This is a genomic window from Parabacteroides sp. AM58-2XD (assembly GCF_003463685.1).
In the GTDB taxonomy this organism is placed as follows: Bacteria; Bacteroidota; Bacteroidia; order Bacteroidales; family Tannerellaceae; genus Parabacteroides; species Parabacteroides segnis.
Genome location: NZ_QSDP01000075.1, coordinates 11,734 through 30,911 on the forward strand (window position 1 = coordinate 11,734; position 19,178 = coordinate 30,911).

Annotated in this window: 14 protein-coding genes and 4 pseudogenes; 15 read left to right on the forward strand and 3 right to left on the reverse strand. The window is 42.7% G+C overall.

The annotated features are described in order from the left end of the window. Nucleotides 1–54 precede the first annotated feature (54 nt). The 12 genes and pseudogenes from DXA15_RS16960 to DXA15_RS17010 form a co-directional block, all read left to right on the forward strand. Nucleotides 55–1,754: pseudogene (locus DXA15_RS16960) on the forward strand (beta-galactosidase); the annotation flags it as partial. A gap of 30 nt (nucleotides 1,755–1,784) precedes the next feature. Beyond that, entirely contained in the window at nucleotides 1,785–1,985 is a 201-nt protein-coding gene (locus DXA15_RS28065) for a Beta-galactosidase C-terminal domain (RefSeq protein WP_369683076.1), read from the forward strand. A gap of 206 nt (nucleotides 1,986–2,191) precedes the next feature. Then, nucleotides 2,192–4,714, forward strand: a complete 2,523-nt coding sequence (locus DXA15_RS16965) for a DNA translocase FtsK (RefSeq protein WP_128134807.1) — start codon at nucleotides 2,192–2,194, stop codon at nucleotides 4,712–4,714. A 24-nt stretch (nucleotides 4,715–4,738) separates the two neighbouring features. After that, the gene (locus DXA15_RS16970) at nucleotides 4,739–5,413 is read left to right on the forward strand and encodes a LolA-like putative outer membrane lipoprotein chaperone (RefSeq protein ID WP_128134808.1); all 675 of its coding nucleotides are present in this window, start codon (nucleotides 4,739–4,741) and stop codon (nucleotides 5,411–5,413) included. 54 nt (nucleotides 5,414–5,467) lie between these two features. Then, nucleotides 5,468–6,421 (forward strand): thioredoxin-disulfide reductase, encoded by a 954-nt coding sequence (gene trxB / locus DXA15_RS16975; protein ID WP_007657412.1) that lies wholly within the window; start codon nucleotides 5,468–5,470, stop codon nucleotides 6,419–6,421. 42 nt (nucleotides 6,422–6,463) lie between these two features. Beyond that, nucleotides 6,464–7,942, forward strand: a complete 1,479-nt coding sequence (locus tag DXA15_RS16980; protein WP_122327186.1) for a glycoside hydrolase family 10 protein — start codon at nucleotides 6,464–6,466, stop codon at nucleotides 7,940–7,942. Between the two features lie 47 nt (nucleotides 7,943–7,989). Next, on the forward strand, nucleotides 7,990–8,427 hold the full coding sequence (locus DXA15_RS16985; RefSeq protein ID WP_007657415.1) for a hypothetical protein: 438 nt from the start codon (nucleotides 7,990–7,992) through the stop codon (nucleotides 8,425–8,427). A gap of 457 nt (nucleotides 8,428–8,884) precedes the next feature. Next, nucleotides 8,885–11,094 (forward strand): annotated as a pseudogene (locus tag DXA15_RS16990) (TonB-dependent receptor). A gap of 37 nt (nucleotides 11,095–11,131) precedes the next feature. Next, nucleotides 11,132–11,464, forward strand: coding sequence for a cation transporter (locus tag DXA15_RS16995; protein WP_007657419.1), 333 nt, complete (start codon nucleotides 11,132–11,134; stop codon nucleotides 11,462–11,464). Between the two features lie 187 nt (nucleotides 11,465–11,651). Further along, the gene (locus DXA15_RS17000) at nucleotides 11,652–12,179 is read left to right on the forward strand and encodes an RNA polymerase sigma factor (protein WP_007657421.1); all 528 of its coding nucleotides are present in this window, start codon (nucleotides 11,652–11,654) and stop codon (nucleotides 12,177–12,179) included. A 9-nt stretch (nucleotides 12,180–12,188) separates the two neighbouring features. Next, complete coding sequence (locus tag DXA15_RS17005; protein WP_010802316.1) at nucleotides 12,189–13,445, forward strand: porin family protein; 1,257 nt, start codon at nucleotides 12,189–12,191, stop codon at nucleotides 13,443–13,445. 42 nt (nucleotides 13,446–13,487) lie between these two features. Continuing rightward, nucleotides 13,488–14,255 (forward strand): hypothetical protein, encoded by a 768-nt coding sequence (locus tag DXA15_RS17010; RefSeq protein ID WP_007657423.1) that lies wholly within the window; start codon nucleotides 13,488–13,490, stop codon nucleotides 14,253–14,255. A 71-nt stretch (nucleotides 14,256–14,326) separates the two neighbouring features. Here DXA15_RS17010 and DXA15_RS17015 read toward each other — a convergent pair whose 3' ends face one another. Genes DXA15_RS17015 through DXA15_RS17025 form a run of 3 tightly spaced genes read right to left on the reverse strand, consistent with a single transcriptional unit; the run spans nucleotide 14,327 to nucleotide 16,013 of the window. Next, nucleotides 14,327–14,986, reverse strand: coding sequence for a suppressor of fused domain protein (locus tag DXA15_RS17015; RefSeq protein ID WP_010802317.1), 660 nt, complete (start codon nucleotides 14,984–14,986; stop codon nucleotides 14,327–14,329). A 55-nt stretch (nucleotides 14,987–15,041) separates the two neighbouring features. Beyond that, the gene (gene trxA / locus DXA15_RS17020; RefSeq protein WP_010802318.1) at nucleotides 15,042–15,341 is read right to left on the reverse strand and encodes a thioredoxin; all 300 of its coding nucleotides are present in this window, start codon (nucleotides 15,339–15,341) and stop codon (nucleotides 15,042–15,044) included. A 60-nt stretch (nucleotides 15,342–15,401) separates the two neighbouring features. Beyond that, the gene (locus DXA15_RS17025) at nucleotides 15,402–16,013 is read right to left on the reverse strand and encodes a hypothetical protein (protein WP_128134809.1); all 612 of its coding nucleotides are present in this window, start codon (nucleotides 16,011–16,013) and stop codon (nucleotides 15,402–15,404) included. 296 nt (nucleotides 16,014–16,309) lie between these two features. On the opposite strand from DXA15_RS17025, the pseudogene DXA15_RS17030 reads away from it, so the two are divergent. The 3 genes and pseudogenes from DXA15_RS17030 to DXA15_RS17040 all read left to right on the forward strand — a co-directional run bounded on the left by DXA15_RS17030 (nucleotide 16,310) and on the right by DXA15_RS17040 (nucleotide 19,041). Further along, a pseudogene (locus DXA15_RS17030) lies at nucleotides 16,310–17,536 on the forward strand (site-specific integrase). 2 nt (nucleotides 17,537–17,538) lie between these two features. Further along, on the forward strand, nucleotides 17,539–17,916 hold the full coding sequence (locus DXA15_RS17035; RefSeq protein WP_128134810.1) for a hypothetical protein: 378 nt from the start codon (nucleotides 17,539–17,541) through the stop codon (nucleotides 17,914–17,916). A gap of 97 nt (nucleotides 17,917–18,013) precedes the next feature. Then, nucleotides 18,014–19,041, forward strand: a pseudogene (locus DXA15_RS17040) (YhcG family protein). Nucleotides 19,042–19,178 lie beyond the last annotated feature (137 nt).

Genomic DNA, 19,178 nt, shown 5'->3' on the forward strand with positions numbered 1-19,178 from the left:
TATTATTATCCGGAGCAATGGGATTCTTCCCAGTGGGAGAGAGATTTGAAAAAAATGTCGGAAATAGGAATCCGGTTTACCCATTTTGCTGAATTTGCCTGGGGAGCACTGGAACCGGAAGAAGGTATATACGATTTTGAATGGTTGGATCGTGCAGTTGCGTTGGCTGGAAAATATGGATTAAAAGTGATTATGTGTACACCGAGTCCGACACCTCCGGTTTGGCTGTCGAAAAAATATCCCGATATTCTTATCCGGAGGGATAATGGAGTAGATATTCAACACGGACGTCGGCAGCATGCATCATGGAGCAGCGAACGTTATTGTGATTTTGTGAAAAATATAGTCACGAAGCTGGCGGAACGTTATGGTAAAAATCCGACAGTTATAGGTTGGCAAATCGATAATGAGCCGGGACACTATGGTTTAGTCGATTATAGCGAGAATGCTCAACAGAAATTTCGTCTTTGGCTCCGTCGGAAGTATAAAACCATAGATCAGTTGAATGCGACCTGGGGGAATACTTTCTGGAGTGAAAGCTACCAGCATTTTGACCAGATCCGTTTACCGAATCAACAGGAATTGCCGGAGAAACCGAATCCGCATGCCATGCTTGATATGAATCGGTTTATGGCAGACGAGTTAGCCGGATTTGTTAATATGCAAGCGGATGTTTTACATAAAAATATTAGTGAAAAACAATGGATAACGACCAATTTGATACCGGTCTTTAATCCTGTGGATCCTGTGCGGATGGACCATTTGGACTTTACGACTTATACACGTTATTTAGTAACAGGCCATAAAAAGGGAATAGGAAAACAGGGATTCCGGCTGGGAATTCCGGAAGATATCGGTTTTCCGAATGATCAGTTCCGAAATTTAGCCGGGAAAACATTTGGAGTTATGGAATTACAACCGGGGCAGGTGAATTGGGGCGTTTACAATCCTCAACCTATGCCGGGGGCTGTTCGTATGTGGATATATCATGTATTTGCCGGAGGAGGAAAATTCGTATGTAATTATCGTTTCAGGCAACCGTTGAAAGGAAGCGAACAGTATCATTACGGAATGGTCATGACAGACGGGGTTACCTTATCTCCCGGAGGTGAAGAGTATCGGCAGGTGGCTGGAGAAATGGAGCAGTTACGGATGGCTTATGATCCGGATAGCGAAATGCCGGAATATTTGGCGGCACGTCGCATCGGAATGCTTTTCAATATGAATAATTATTGGGAAACAGAGTTCCAGAAACAAACGGATCAATGGAACACGATGTCGCATATTCATAGATATTATAACCTGTTGAAGGCTTTCGCTGCCCCTGTCGATATTATATCCGAAAAAGAAGACTTTTCCGATTATCCTTTTTTAATCGCACCGGCTTATCAATTACTGGACAGTATGTTGGTGGAGCGATGGGTGAAATATGCAGAACAGGGAGGACATTTGATTTTGACTTGCCGTACGGGACAAAAAGATCGGAATGGTAAACTCTGGGAGGCTCCCTTGGCTGCACCTGTTCATTTTTTAGCCGGAATAGACAACCTGTTTTATGATCATTTGCCTGAAAGTCTGCAAGGCGGGGTGAATTTCGGTACGGAAAAGTACGATTGGAACAATTGGCTGATGTTATCACGCCGAAAAAGGGGGCGGAAGTGTGGGCTACTTATGCAGATCAGTTTTATAAAGGATCGGCTTCTGTTGTTCACCATAAGCTGGGAAAGGGAACTGTTACTTATATTGGAACAGATACGGATGACGGAAAGTTTGAAAAGGATGTGATGCGCCGTGTCTACGAAGAAGCGAAGGTGACTGTCGATGACCTTCCCTATGGGGTTGTGAAAGAATGGCGCGATGGATTTTATGTGGCTTTGAATTACACTTCGACCACTCAGGATATCGCAATCCCTTCTCATGCTAAAATATTAATAGGCAGCAGGGTGCTGGAGCCGGCAGGCGTTGTGGTATGGAAAGAAAAATAGCGGACTGAATCTGATATTTTATAAAATAGATCAATCCTATTGAGGAAGGATTGGAGATATAAATTGTTTAATTTAGCAAAAAGTATTAAACCAGAATAAAAGATTTTTTTGTGTGGCAGTTTGGAGAAATCCCGTATATTTGCATGTTATAAAATAAGGAGAGGGGGATAAATCTCTCTTTACTTAAAATATATACGAGGATTTATATGGCAAAGAAAGCAACTACAACAAAACAAAATAATAATAACGAACCGGGTAAGTTCGCAATGATGAAAATGTTTTTCACCAATGAACGTACCCGTTTCATTACAGGGTTGGTGATAGCTATTGTTACCATTTATATAGGATTGGCTCTTATTTCTTTCTTTTTTACGGGAGGGGCCGATCAGAGTAAGATAGAAAACGTTCCGTTGGCAGACTTGCTGACCAACAGAGGTTCTGTAGAGAACTGGACGGGAGTGCGGGGAGCTGTCCTGGCAGACCTGCTGATGAACCGATGGTTTGGGATATCTTCTTTTATGATCCTGTTTTTCCTGGGGTCGGTAGGAGCTAAATTGATGAACCTGCGGCGGGTATCGCTGTTGAAACGGTTTTTGTTTTGTGCAGCCATGCTGATTTGGGGATCTATGTTTTTTGCCTTTGTCTTTATCAGCGGATATGAAGATACATTCATTTATCTGGGAGGACAGCACGGATATTACCTGTCGGAGATGATGATCACGAATGTCGGTATTCCCGGAACGATACTGTTGTTGGCGGGGGTGTTTCTGATCATCGCCATATTCTCCAGTAAACGGACGATACCGTTTCTGCAAAGTATCCTTTCTTTCGGATGGTTGAAGAACCGTTTGAAGAGGGAGAAAAAAGAAGTATCGGAAGAAGAGGATATCAATGAAGATGATGAGGAAGAGGAAGAGGTAGCAGATCAGGTAGTGACAGACCAGCCGGACGAACGCCCGGAAACAGAAGAATTTGTTTTCGATACTGAAAAAGAGATAGAAACAGCCCGCAAGGAAGAGAGCCGGAAGAAGACAGAGGTTTATTCAACGATCTCCCATGATGATGCTTTTGAAGTGACAGTGCCGCAGGAAGAGGAAGTGTATGATGCTCCGAATGCGGAAAATCAGCCTGATGAGCCGGAAGATCTTCCTGGAGATCCTCGTTTTACGGTGGAAGTCCCGGCAGGAGACGATGAGGTGTATGATGCTTCTTCATTAGGTGAATACGATCCGAAACTAGACTTGTCTAACTTCCGTAATCCACCGATCGAATTGCTGAAAAAATATGATGTAAGCGACCACCAGGTCGATATGGAAGAACAGATGGCTAACCAGAAACGTATTAAGCAGACGCTGGAAAGTTTCGGTATCAGCATTGCTTCTATCAAAGCAACCGTCGGTCCGACTATTACCTTATATGAAGTGATTCCCGATACCGGGGTCCGTATTTCAAAAATTAAGAATCTGGAAGACGATATTGCCCTGAACCTGTCGGCTTTGGGTATCCGTATCATAGCCCCGATGCCGGGTAAAGGTACGATCGGTATCGAGGTGCCGAATAAGGATCCGCAGATCGTATCCATGCAGTCGGTTGTTGCTTCACGTAAATTCCAGGAATCGAAATATGACCTGCCGGTTGTGCTGGGTAAGACGATTACGAATGAAATCTTTATGTTCGACCTTTGCAAGATGCCTCACTTGCTGGTGGCCGGTGCTACCGGGCAAGGTAAGTCCGTCGGGTTGAATGCCGTGATTACTTCTTTATTGTATAGGAAGCATCCGTCGGAACTGAAGTTTGTCATGGTCGACCCGAAGATGGTAGAGTTTGGTATCTATTCCGATCTGGAACGTCATTATCTGGCGAAATTGCCGGATGCGGACAAAGCGGTAATTACGGACTGTACAAAGGTTATTATGACGCTGAATTCCGTTTGTAAGGAAATGGATGACCGTTATGAATTGCTTATGAAAGCGCATGTGCGTAATATCAAGGAATATAATGCCAAATTTATTTCCCGCCATCTGAATCCGGAGAAGGGACATAAATTTATGCCGTTTATCGTGGTGATCATCGACGAGTTCGGTGATTTGATCATGCAGGCCGGTAAGGAGATTGAAACACCGATCGCTCGTATTGCCCAGAAAGCACGTGCCGTCGGTATCCATATGATCATTGCAACGCAGCGTCCGTCTACTAATATCATTACCGGTATTATCAAGGCAAACTTCCCGGCCCGTATGGCATTCCGCGTGATGCAGATGGTCGATTCGCGTACGATTCTGGATGCACCGGGTGCCAATCAGTTGATCGGTCGTGGTGACTTGCTGTTCTCACAGGGTGGCGATACAAATCGTGTGCAATGTGCGTTTGTCGATACTCCGGAAGTGGAACAAATCGTCAATTTTATCTCCGGTCAGGCCGGTTATCCGACAGCTTTCCTGTTGCCTGAATATGTAGGTGAAGGGGGTGAAGATAAGGCTCCGGGATCAGTGGATCTGTCAGACCGTGATCCGTTGTTTGATGAAGCTGCCCGTCTGATTGTGATTCAGCAGCAAGGTTCAACATCTCTGATCCAGCGTAAGTTTGCCATCGGTTATAACCGTGCCGGTCGTTTGATGGACCAGTTGGAGGCTGCCGGAATCGTCGGACCGTTTGAGGGTAGTAAGGCCCGTCAGGTCCTGATTCAGGATGAGTATAATCTGGAACAGTTACTGAATTCTCTGAAATAATATGTCCTTTAGTAAATGTAGTTTATGGAAAGAGAGAGAAAAATAAGAATATGGCGGGGAATCGCGTTTGTGGGATTTCTGTTGTGCCTTCTTTTTGGAACAAGAGTGATAAGCCAGGCTCAGAATCCGGTATCTATCCTCGATAAAGCAGCTTCTGCTTACGAAAACTCGAATGGTATTACAGCCTCTTTTGAACTGAATACCCGTTCGGATGTACAGAAAGTCTCGGAAAGTTTTGAAGGGACGATCAATATGAAGGGTGATAAATTTACGTTGGTCACTCCCGACATGATTACCTGGTTCGACGGGACTACCCAGTGGACTTATGTGGAACGGAATGATGAGGTGAATGTAAGCACGCCGAGCGGAGAGGAATTGCAATTTACCAATCCGGCTTTGTTGTTACGTGTATATAAGAAAGGGTTTACTCCTAAGTATATCGGGGAAAGCACTGCGTCGAACGGAAAAACATCTTATGATATCGAACTGACACCGAAGAAAAAAGGCGATATCATCAAAGTCGTGTTGCAAATCGAGAAGTTCTCCAATTTCCCTGCATCGATCAGGATCGAAGCGAAGAACGGAGTCAGTAACACGATTCATATCAGCCAATTGAAGACAGGGATAAACCAACCGGATGACTTTTTTGTTTTTAAAGAAAGCGAATATCCGGATGCAGAGGTGATAGACCTCCGGTAAAATAGAAGCGATGAAATAACAGCCAATTATCAATATTCAATTAACATAAAAAGTATGAGCGATTCAATAAATGAAAAGGTTCGTTGCCTTATTATAGGTTCCGGTCCTGCAGGATATACAGCAGCAATCTATGCTTCCCGTGCAAACTTGTCTCCGGTATTGTATGAAGGTATTCAGCCGGGCGGTCAGCTTACAACAACAACAGAAGTGGAAAATTTTCCGGGATATCCCGAAGGAATCACCGGTCCGGAACTGATGGAAGACCTGAAACAGCAGGCGCTTCGTTTCGGTGCAGATATTCGTTTTGGTATTGCAACGGAAACAGACCTTTCGGCTGCTCCATACAAAATTACGATTGACGGGGAAAAGGTTATTGAAGCGGAAACAGTAATTATTGCAACCGGGGCAACAGCTAAATACCTGGGTATTCCTGATGAGAATAAATATGCAGGAATGGGTGTATCTGCCTGTGCAACCTGTGATGGTTTCTTCTATCGCAAGAAGGTGGTGGCTGTTGTCGGTGGCGGTGATACGGCTTGTGAAGAGGCTATCTATCTGGCCGGACTGGCAAAACAGGTTTATCTGATTGTCCGTAAGCCTTTTCTGCGTGCTTCGAAAGTTATGCAGGAACGTGTATTTAACACGCCGAATATTATGGTATTGTTTGAACATAATACAATTGGTCTGTTTGGTGAGAACGGGGTGGAAGGTGCCCATCTGGTAAAACGCATGGGCGAATCGGATGAAGAAAAGGTGGATATCGCTATTGACGGTTTCTTCCTGGCTATCGGACATAAGCCGAATTCCGATATTTTCAAACCGTGGATCGATACGGATGAAGTGGGATATATCAAAACCGTACCCGGTACGCCACGCACGAAAGTTCCGGGAGTTTTTGCAGCGGGCGATGTGGCTGATCCGCATTACCGCCAGGCGATTACGGCTGCCGGAACTGGTTGCCAGGCCGCTATAGAAGCAGAGCGCTACTTGTCCGAAATTGGAAAATAACGAAAAAGTAGTACCTTTGCGCCACTCAATAAATAAGTGGAAATGAGAAAGTATTGCCTGTTATTTCTGGTCTTTTTCCTGCTTCAAGCGATTGGAGCGGTTGAATCTCCTAAGCACGAAATCCGTGCGGTTTGGCTGACTACCATCTATGGTCTCGATTGGCCGAAGAAGCCGGCTACAACGGAAGCGGGGAGAAAAGCACAGCAACAGGAATTATGTTCTATGCTGGATAAGTTGGCTGATGCTAATTTCAATACAGTGTTTTTGCAGGTTCGTCTGAGGGGTGACGTTATTTATCGTTCGTCTATTGAGCCTGCTTCCAAAACTTTCTCAGGAAAATACGGAACGATGCCCGGATATGATCCGCTGGCATTTGCAATAGAAGAATGTCACAAACGGGGGATGGAATGCCATGCCTGGTTTGTGACATTTCCTGTTGGTATGGATAAGGCTGTGAAGGAACAGGGAAAACTGTCCGTTGTGAAGCGCAAACCCAAACTGTGCAAGCGTCATAATGGCGAATGGTATCTTGATCCGGGGGTGCCGGAGACTGCCGATTATATTTTGTCGCTGGTGAAAGAATTGGTAAACGGATATGATATCGATGGTATCCAGTTCGATTATATCCGTTATCCGGAGCAGGCAAAGACGTTTCCGGATAAAGCGGTTCATCAGAAGTATGGCAAGTCTACCCGTCTGGCGGATTGGCGGCGTGAGAATATCAATAAAATGGTATACCGTATTTATGACTGGGTGAAACTGGCAAAACCCTGGGTTCAGGTCAGCAGTTCGCCGTTGGGTAAATATAACCGTATCGAACGGGTTCCTAATGCCGGATGGACGGCGTACGAAAGTGTTTTCCAGGACCCTAAAATGTGGATGGAGAAAGGAAAACAGGATATGATTGTTCCGATGATGTATTACCTGCATGATAACTTTTTCCCCTTTGTGGATAACTGGGTGGAAAATTGTAACGGACGTTTGGTTGTTCCTGGTTTGGGTGCTTACCGGATGGATAAGTCGGAGGCGGACTGGACGGTAAATGATATCACAGACCAGATAGATTATAGTCGTTATTATGGTGGTGCCGGTGCTACTTTTTTCCGTTGTGAGAATGTTCTGGATAATACAAAAGGACTGTATAATGAACTGAAAGATAATTATTATAAATATCCTGCTCAGCTATTTCCGCTGACCTGGCTGAATGACCGTGTCCCTGTTGCTCCGGGTGAAATTCGTGTGGACCGGGAAGGGGATGAATTGAAATTGTCCTGGCAGAAGCCGTCGGAAGAAAAAGAGGATTTAACCTATACGGTTTATTATTCATTGACGGATTCGATCGATACGGCAGCAGCCAAATGTATGCTGGCGACAGGGATAAGGGATACGGTTCTGTACCTGCCTGTCGGCCCGAATGAAGAAAGAGGATATAGTTTCAGTGTCTCGGCCTCTACCCGCTATCATATAGAGAGCCAGCCGTCTCCGGAAACGTATTATTACCTTTCCAGATTTCCTAAATAATATTAACGATTAGGAGCGGATTTACGAAAGCACTATCTTTGTGCTGAATGAAAAAAGCTGTAACATATTTGTTTATCGTTTTTCTGGCGTCTCTTATTTTTTATGGAGGGGCCGGAGTGAACTTTATTACCTACTGTTGTGGCGATTGCCGTACGGAAGGTGTTGCAGTTTTATTGAATGATAATTGCTGTGAAGTGCATGGTCATGGCTGTTGTGATGAGGCGGCAGAAGCACCTGTATGTTCTTCCGGCTGCTGTGAAGATGACTGTTGTGACCTGGAACGCATCAGTTTTGACTGGAGCAGTTTTAATAACCCCATTGTAGAATTACAGCCGGTAGTGGTCGACCTCTTGTCGTTTGGCTCTTCCTTAGCCTCACTCGTGCCGGTTCCTTCCATAAAAGAATTTATAGCACAGAATCAGGATGGACCACCCATTGTCTGTCCCCGTATTTATTTGAATTTATTGACTGCACTTTTGATTTAGTCAGTCTTTATTAGAAAGAATTGAGCTAATTATAGTGACTGGTTGTAACTCGCTCCCCTCTTGAGAGGGGGTAGGGGGTGTGTTAAAGCCAGTCTATAAAACAGGCTTTGTTACAGGTTCATTTGCCGTCTGCTTCAGCTGACGGATTAGTAAAGAATCTATCTCATTGGACTTTAGTCCCATTTCTTACAGGTTTCTATCTAAGAGAAATGTGGCTGAAGCCAAAAAAGAGAAACAGCATTTAAACCGTCAGCTGAAGCAGACGGCAAATGAACCTGTAATAGCCAAGTAGCTCTGATTGTGGTGGTTATATGGGAGAGGATATGACACACCCCCTTCCCCCTCTCAAGAGGGGAGCGAGTTACAACCAGTCACTATCATTAGCTCAAATCTGATAATAATAGAAACCCCCAATTCCGGTTTTACCGGAAAATCTACTGAATCAAAATATAAAGTAATGTTGAAACAACTCTATCTTATTATAATATTGACTTTCTGCGCAGTTTTTGCCCAGGCGGAGGAAGTAAAAGGGCATGTGTTTGATGATAACAACCAGCCGATCATCGGGGCGAATGTTTATTGGGAAGGGACCCAACAAGGCACGACTACCGATGTAGACGGCGCATTTGAACTGAAAACAAGAAAAAGTACAAACAAACTGGTTGTAAGTTATATCGGTTATGAAACGTTTGTCATGCCGGTAACGAATACAGATGAACCTCTGGTTATAAAGCTGAAAGGCGAAGTAGCCTTAGAGGAAGTCGTGATCAGCGAGCGTAAAATAGGAACAATCGCTTCGCGTACCAGTGTGTTGCAAACTCAGAAGATCACCTATGATGAACTTTGCCGTGCTGCCTGTTGTAATCTGGCGGAAAGTTTTGAGACAAATCCTTCTGTGGATGTGTCTTATGCCGATGCAGCAACCGGAGCTCGCCAGATTAAGCTGTTGGGATTGGCCGGAACATATGTGCAGATGCTGACGGAAAACTATCCGAATTTCCGTGGAGCAGCTTCCTTATACGGCTTGGATTATGTTCCGGGTGCCTGGATGGAAAGTATCCAGGTCTCCAAAGGAACCTCTTCCGTAAAGAACGGATATGAGGCATTAGCCGGGCAGATCAATGTTGAATTTAAGAAACCGCCTACGGCTGATATTTTTTCTGTAAACCTGTTCGGTAGTGATGCCGGACGGTACGAAGGAAATGCGGATGCTTCCTGGCATATCAATGATAAGGTTTCGACCGGTTTATTAGTGCATTATTCGAATGATAAGAAACAGCATGACGGTAATGATGACGGTTTTCTGGATACACCTTTAAGAGAACAGGTCAACCTGATGAACCGCTGGTATCACAAACTGGATAACTATGTAGCCCAGTATGGAGTTCGTTATCTGCACGAAAGCCGTACGGAGGGCAGGCCACCAAACATCATGATTTTACGGATCCGTATCGTGTGCAGTTGAATACGAACCGGGCGGAGTTATATACCAAACAGGCTTATATCATTGATAAGGAAAAGGTGGAGAGCGTAGCCTTGATCCTGTCCGGTTCTTATCATGAACAAAAGTCCATGTATGACCGTACTCCTTATAATGTATATCAGAACAATGTCTATGCGAGCCTGCTCTATGAAAAGGAATTTTCTCCGGCCCATAGCCTGAGTACCGGTTTGAGCATGAACTACGATGGTTTTAACGAGAACCTGTTGCAGAATGATGTGCGTAAAGTGTTCGACCGTACGGAAGTTGTTCCGGGTGCCTATGTACAATATACTTACAACCTGAATGATAAGCTTATACTATTAGGCGGCATCAGGGCAGATTACAGTTCTTTGTACGATTTCTTTGTTACGCCTCGCGTACATATTAAATATAATCCGTTCGACTGGTTTCATGTCCGTGCTTCTGCCGGTAAGGGGTTCCGTACGGCTAATATTCTTGCAGAAAACAATTTCCTGTTATCCAGTAGCCGTAAAATGAATATTGCGGATAATCTGGATCAGGAAGAAGCCTGGAACACTGGCGTTAATTTGTCATTCTACATTCCTCTGTTTGGAAAAGAACTGACGCTGACCGGCGAATGGTATTATACCAACTTCCTGAAGCAGGTAGTTGTCGATATGGATAGCGATGCCCATGCCGTCAGTTTTTATAATCTGGACGGTAAATCCTATTCAAACAGTTTCCAGGTGGAAGCGACCTATCCTTTCTTCCGTGGGTTTACACTGACTGCCGCCTACCGTTATACGGATGCTAAAACCGATTACCGGAATGCAGAGGGTGTGACACAGCGCTTGAAGAAACCGTTGGTAAGTGATTATAAAGCATTGGCAACCGCATCTTATCAAACCCCGCTGAAGAAATGGCAGTTCGATTTGACCGGACAGTTCAACGGAGGAGGCCGGATGCCGACACCGGATGCGACAAATCCGCTGTGGAAGCCTAATTTTAATGCTTATACAGTTGTGAATGCGCAAATTACAAAGTATTTTCGCAGATGGTCCGTCTATGTCGGCGCGGAGAACTTGTTTGACTATAAGCAATCTCATCCGATCATAGATGCGGAAAATCCGCGGGGAGACAATTTTGACGGTTCGATGGTCTGGGGACCGGTTCACGGACGGAAGATATATGCCGGCCTGCGTTTCAACATCAGCCGTGATTAAATAACAGATAATATTTACCAATTAATACAGATACATTATGAAACAGTTAGTAGTAGCATTGATTTGTGCCGTTTTTACTCTTTCTACGGTTTATGCACAGGATGCAAAAAAGAAAAAAGACACCGTTACTTTCTTCGTTGAAGGGATGGAATGTGCCAATTGCCAGAAAAAAGTAGAAAAGAATATCTCATTCGAAAAAGGAGTGACCGATATGAAATGTGACCTGACTACCCGTACGGTAGTTGTCACTTACAAACCGGATAAAACCTCGAAAACCAAACTGGCATCAGCCTTTAAAAAGATCGGGATGGAGGCTGTGCCTGTAGACGATGGAGCCGGATGCCCTGTCGATCCTGCGAAAAAAAAGTAAGCAGTCTATATCCGTTAACACGGAAATTCGTTAGAACATCTTATCTTTGCAAAGCATACCTGTAGGGGGCGGATCTATGTGTCCGCCTCTTTTATGAAAAAAAGTTCGTAAAACATGCAGCGTTTTGCACGAGAATAACATCATAATATTTGTACGGCCTCGTAAGAGGTGAGAAGGCACACACTGAATGGATGAGACACAACTGATAAATGGTTGTAGGAAGGGAGACAGGCTGGCTCAGAAAGAGCTTTACGAGAGGTATTCCCGCAAAATGATGGGAGTTTGTCTGCGTTATGTGAACGACAGGGAGACTGCTCGTGATTTGCTGCAGGATGGATTCGTTAAAGTTTTTACCAGTATGGACTCCTATTCGGGAATTGGCTCATTCGAGGGGTGGATGCGAAAGATCTTTGTAAATTGTGCATTGGAATATTTGCGTAAATCAGATGTGCTGCGCGAATCGACTGATCTGGATAATACGGCGGAGCTGATCCAACCGGATGCTTCGGCTATCTCCAATATGTCGGCGGCTGAACTGATGCAGCTGGTACAGGAGTTACCTGCCGGTTTCCGTACGGTATTCAACCTGTTCGCAATTGAAGGGTATTCGCATAAGGAGATCAGCGACATGTTGAATATAACGGAGAGTACGTCACGTTCACAGTTTACGCGCGCCAAACAGATGTTACAAAAGAGGATTAACGCATTGTATTAAGAGGAAAGAATGGAAAAGGAAAGAGATACATTTGATGATTTGTTCCGCTCGAAATTGCAGGATTTTGAGGTGGATACAATGCCGGGGGACTGGGAGGCCATAGCCGATCGTTTGCCGGTAAAAGCGCCGGTACCTTTCCGCCGGACATTACGCTACTGGGCTGCGGCAGCCGTAGTTTCGCTGTTGATGATAACAAGTGGCGTTTATTTATTCAAGTCAGAGAAGGAAGCGACTCCTTTGGCTGAAAAGATCGAACAGGAAACAAAGAAAATAGAGACGGAACTGGCAAAAGAGACGGAAGCGTCTGTTACTCAGGTACAGCCTGTCGAGGAAAGAATTACTGCATCACCGGTTGCAGCAGTGCAACAGCCGGTGATGCAGGCAACATATAAGGCGACTGTAAAGGTTGCTGAAAATGAACCTGCCGTTATTTCTTCAGATGATGATATGGAGGAGAATGCAGAAGTTATAACACTACCGGATAATACTGCTGTTGTTGAAACAGAAGAAGTTGCGCAGGATTATCCGGAAGTGGGTTCTGCTGATGATACCCGTTCGTTGATAGCGGATGCGGCTCCTGTCGGTAAGAAAGATAAAGAAGTATCTCCACGCAGATGGGGATTTGGCATGGGAGGCGGAAGTGTAACTGCCGGAACAAGTAATTCACTGAATACATATGCTTTGAAGAATACATCGCTTACGGATCAGGAGTTATTGTTTTTGAATTCTGCTAATTTTGAGAATTCAGCGCGAAAGACAAATGTAAAACATAAGACACCGGTTTCTTTGGGGATGTCAGTGAGTTATTCTTTAAATAACCGGTTTGCTTTAGTAACCGGTTTAAATTATTCGTTATTGTCTTCTTCGTGGGAAACATCCGATGCATACCATAATAAAACGAGTCAGAAACTTCATTTTATAGGTATTCCGTTGTCTTTGACATATAGAATAGCTGAATGGAAACGTTTCCAGGTTTATGCGGCAGCGGGAGTCATGACAGAAGTGAATGTGGCGGGTAAATTGGTTACGAAAAAATACATGCATAATGAATTATATGAAAAGGAAGCTGATCATATTCGTATGAAAGAATGGTTCTGGTCGGTGAATGCCCGTGCCGGTGTAAGCTATCCTTTGCTTCGTTTTGTAAGTCTTTATGCGGAAGTAGGGGCTGATTATTATTTCGATAATGGCAGTTCGATCGAAACTGTCCGTTCCGAAAAACCATTTAATGTAAATCTGCAGGCCGGTTTCCGGTTTGGCTTTTAATAAGAAACAAATACTAATAACATAAAAATTAAAAGACAGAAAATGAAGAAGCTAAAATCTTTAGGCGTGGTTGCCGCAGCAACTATTTTGTTGACCTCTTGTTTGGATGGTAATAATGAGAGTAGTTTAAACGGTTTTGGAGTTATAGATTATTCGGATGATTTTAGGATGGTGGCTTATATAGATGATTATACACCTGTATATTCTCCTGTATTCAAAGATTATCAACCGGATGATTGTATTTATTTTACTAGTACTTACAGTTCTGATGATCCAGCGAATAATGGTTCGAATAAATATGCAACGGTTTCTAATGCTGTAGTCACAAATAAATTGGATAATAAAGGACATTTTTCAAGTAGTGTTGATACTGCAAATATAATGCCTAATGAGATAGCTGCTTTGGATGCAACTCTCATGTTCATGACTCCATATTCATTTACTCTTAAAAACTTTATGTTTTTGGGTTCAAGTCATGAAAAAGTAGCAGCAGATCAGGATAATCAATATATTTTACAATATAATCCAAGTCAAGAGCCTCAGACCGTGGATGGAAAACGTGTTTATGATTTCTTTTTGCGTGTTGTGAAGAATGCTGATGGTAAAGGTGTCGTAGGTAATAACGCTTTTTATTATGCGTTTAAAACAAATGGTCATTTTAAAACTTTACAGTCAAGAGAAACAGCAGCAGGAAATGAGACGTTGAATATCCGTATTAACTATATCAAAGAGTTTAATAAAGATACAACCGCTGCAACATGGGGTAAGTCTCAGATTTTCCAAACTCAGATACTAAAGGAAACTAATTAAAAAAGATTGCGATTATAATAAAAAGGGATTGTCTAATAAATAAAAGGCGATCCCTTTTTGTTTGTATATATTTAGAGGAAATTTATAGTACGAGTAAGATTTGTAATGAGCATTGGATTATCCTTTCTCATTAACTCTATTAATACCGATGCTTTTGACGGATCGGTTTTTATTGCTTGTAATTCCTGTTCTGTGATACCAACCTGCTGCATAAAGTCCAGTTTTCCGTGGATTGTATTTACGCCGGGGACTTCTGTGTCATTTACAATCAGTAAGGCTGTAATGGCTGATTCGACATCCCAATTAATGGATTGTCCGTTACCTGCTATGAATTGCAGTGGCTCGAACCAACGTTCCTGAGTAAAGGTGTAGCGAGCCAGGTTGCTCATCATGCTGATGGCCCATTGACATTCTTCACTCGTTTTGACCGGTAGTTTTATGGTCATCTCGTATCCCCATTTGCTAAATTCGTTTTCCAGTGCTTCTTCGTTGGAATATAATTCGTTCATGCCATAGGTGACAAGATGTTTGTAGCCGTTGGGGGAGGTGTAGATACTGTATCCGTCAAGATACTCGTCACCACCCATCATCGCTCTGGAAATGATGTTGGTGCCGAAATGTTCCGGCTCTTGTCCGGGATAAAGTTTTTCGAAACATTCGTCGATAGCATCCCATCCGGGAGCCCAGTCTTCATGTTCCTCTGCATATTTTTTATATTCTTCTTTGTTCATAACCGTATGTGTTTGTTATGAACAAAGATAGAAATAGTTTCCGGGAATAAAGATTTTAGTCAATAAACTTCTTGATTTGTTCCAGAAGGACTCCTTTTTCCATTACTCCGGAAGTACGCCAGACTATTTCCCCCTTTTTGAAAATGATTAAAGTCGGAACGGACTGAATCCGGTACAGGTTGGCGACAGCTTCGTTTTTATCGACATCGATTTTCAGAATACGTGCCTGACCGACCAGTTCCTTGCCTAACGCTTCCACAGTCGGACTCATTACTTTACAGGGACCACACCAAGTGGCAAAGAAGTCAACCAAAACCGGTTTATCTCCATGTATGATATCTTTGAAAGTTTCCATATTGTTTTTTATTTATAACAATTGGAATGTAATGCTTGTTCATAGAACAGAAGAAGCCGGTTATTTTATTTCATTAATAACAGTTTCGCTGCTTTCAGAAACGATAAATACACCTTCCCATTTGCCTTCTTTCTCATAGCTATCAATACCATCTTTCTCAACAAAACGAACTCGATATGTCGCTTTTATCTTTTTCATTGTAAAAGTTGAGCTGTTTCGTAACTCACATGAGGGAACTAACGATATCGTTTCTGTAGTTGCTCTGTTTGGAGGAAGAGGTGTTTTTTCATTTTTGAAAGGTGCTTTTCTACCTCCAACGAAATATTTGTATTCAGAAGATAACAATTCGAATACATCAGGAAAAGCGATCGTTATCTCTTCTTCCGGCAAATAAGGCAATATATTTTCGTCAATGAAAAATTGAGAGGATTCTTCTACTTTTTCAGACGAATTAATAACAATCTCTTTTGTTGTATTCCCTGTATTACGGAAAACCTGTTCAGGTGTTTTTATTTCAAAAATATCTTCTCCGTCACCTTCCTGCAAAGCCCACATGATAGAACTAAATTCATATTGTTTTTCTTCAATAAGTTCTTCGTCATTGTCTTTGCTGCATGATATCAGTGAGAAAAATGATACAAGTAAGAATAGGACTCCGGTTGTATTTTTCATGACATTATAATATTTATATATACAAATATAGATGATATCTCTGGAAAAATCTAACGAATGAGGGAAAATAATGATGGCAGCACTGGCGTTCAATGACTTATGAGGACTTTAGATGACAGCCTCGCCGAAGCAAAAGTGCAAAGAAATGAAAGGTAATGCGTGCGGACGGTTTTCAAATCATTACCCGATAGAGAGGTAGGTTTATAGGTCGTTGGAGTTTATTTCTACTCTCTGCCACATTCTGCATAACAATGTACAATTCGCCGATAACTAATTTTGTAACCAAAAAGAATTGGATTATGCGAAGTACATTTAAGGTGCTGTTCTACGTGAACGGGAGCAAGGAGAAAAACGGTATTGTCCCGATTATGGGACGAGTAACAATCAACGGTTCTGTGGCTCAATTCAGTTGCAAACTGACCATTGCAAAAACAATGTGGGATGCAAAGGGCAATCGAGCAAAAGGCAAGAGCAAAGAATCGAGAGACATCAATCAGGCTTTGGATAACATCAAGGCACAAATCATAAAGCACTACCAACGCATTTCGGATAGAGAGGCGTTTGTCACTGCCGAAATGGTACGCAATGCCTATCAGGGTATTGGTACGGAGTATGAAACATTGCTCGGTGCATTTGATAAGGATAACGAGAGTTTCAAGAAGCGTATAGGAATAGACCGTGCTGCAAGTTCCTACAAGGTGCGTGTAAGGTCAAGAAACCATCTGGCAGCGTTCATCAAGAAGTGCTACAAGCGGAGTGATATTTCTATGCTTGAACTTACTCCCGACTTTATCAAGGAGTATGAAATCTATCTCTCTACCGATGCAGGACTACACAACGGTAGTGTATGGTCGCATTGTATGTGGCTGAAAACAATCGTGTCAAAGGCTCATTACAATGGACTGAGACCGAGAAATCCGTTTGCTAAGTATCGGGTAAATCAGAATATCAAGTAGAGGCAATACCTGACCGAAGATGAGATCAAGGCTGTAATGACACACGAGTTTGCGGATAAGAAATTGGCTTATATACGAGACCTGTTCGTTTTTGCAAGTTTCACAGCCTTGTCATTCGTGGACATTAAGGAACTGACTACTGATGATATTGTAGAGATAAACGGCGAGAAATGGATTTTATCCAAGCGACACAAAACAAAGGTCAATTTTCAAGTGAAGTTGTTGGATATTCCATTACAGATAATCAAACGTTACGAGAGGTTTCAAGAGGACAAGTTGGTGTTCCCTAATCTCAACTATTGGAATATCTGTAAACCATTGAAAAAGATGATAAAAGAGTGTGGAATTTCAAAGGATATTTCATTTCATTCAAGTCGTCACGGGTTCGCAACATTGGCTCTCAGTAAGGGTGTTCCTATTGAGAGTGTGAGCCGAGTATTGGGGCATACGAACATTACCACGACACAGAAGTATGCCAAGATTACCACCGAGAAAATCGATAAGGATTTGACAATGTTCGGCAACCGACTTAATCAATCGTTTAGTGAAATCTCAATAGCAATGTAACTATGGAACGGACAATTATAGCAATCAGTGAAAGCGGCAGAGTGAATATTCCAAGTGGTAATGTATGGATGTCTGAAATGGAATTGGTGAAGTTGTTCGGGGTGATAGCCCCGACACTCCGAGCCGCTATTAGAGCGATATACAAGAGTGGAACGCTTTACCCCATAACCACTCAACGATGTGATTTGGATACGCCTAAAAGTTGGGCTACATTCTACAACCTTGAAGTGGTCATTGCTCTTGCGTTTAGGTTGAATACCTACGAGGCAAGCAGGATAAGGCAAAAGGTATTGGAGGGTTTGTGCCAGCGAAAAGAGAATGGAATCAACCTACTCATATCATTGGGATGTGAATCCCCAATGAACAGAATACTATCATAATTCAATAGGCAAAAGGCATTTAAGCCTGTTTGGTTACATTACAACCGAAAATCTTTTATACCTTTGCATAAGGTTTAAGCAATAGAGAGATAAGACAATGAAGGATTTGACCGTTTCAAGACCATTCAACGAAAATGAGTATAACGAATTACTGCGACAGGCTGTCGCAGTAATCGAAACTTCTCGATTACAAATAGCAAAGCAGTTAAACACTGTTGCGATGTCTTCCTATTGGGAGATAGGCAAGTTGTTGGAAGAAAAGAAAATTGACAGCAAGCACGGCGATGGCATTGTCAAAAGATTGTCGGTTGATTTGAAGTCTAAATATCCCGATATGGCTTATCTCCAAGAAACCTATGGGACATGAAGAAGTTTTATCTCCGTTATAATGAAGGAGATACAAAACTGCGACAGGCTGTCGCAGTTTTGCCGTGGAGTCATAATCTGCTTCTGATGAGCTACAATCTATCTCCCGAACATACTGTGTTTTATGCCAATGAAGTTGTTTCTAAGGGTTGGTCGCGTGATATGTTACGCCATGCACTTAAATCAGAATACCATCTTTCAATACAGACGGTAGAGAAGTCCAACAACTTTGATTCCACATTGCCTGCTCAGCAGGCCGATTATGCCAATGAGGTATTCCGCAGTAGTTATAATCTCGGATTCATTGATGCTGTTGAGCCATTGAAAGAGTTGGAGTTGGAACGTCGCCTTGTTCAGAAAATCACAACCTTTATAATGGAATTGGGTAGCGGTTTCAGTTTTATCGGCAATCAGCATACACTGACCTGTAACGATAAAGAGTATCGGGTTGATTTACTCTTTTTTCATCGCCGACTTCGTGCTATGGTCGCCATTGAATTGAAGATAGGCGAGTTCAAGTCTGAATATGTGGGTAAGATGAATTTCTATCTCTCCCTGTTGGATAAGTTGGAAAAAGCTCCCGATGAAAATCCATCTATCGGAATCATACTTTGCGCGGAGAAAGACCACTTGGAAGTTGAATTGGCTCTGCAAGATGTTAACAAGCCAATTGGCGTTGCCGAATATCAGTACTTGCTTCCGAAAAATAAGTTACAAGAATTGGTAACTGATGAAATAAGAAAGTCTAAGAATTTATAATATCGCTTTTAATAGAGTTTTTGGCAATTCCTAACCTTTAAAAATATTTTATATATGAATAGACAAGAAACCTTATTTAGAATATCGCAATTACTTTCTCGTTTTACAGAACAAGTTAAAATACTAAATTCAAATGG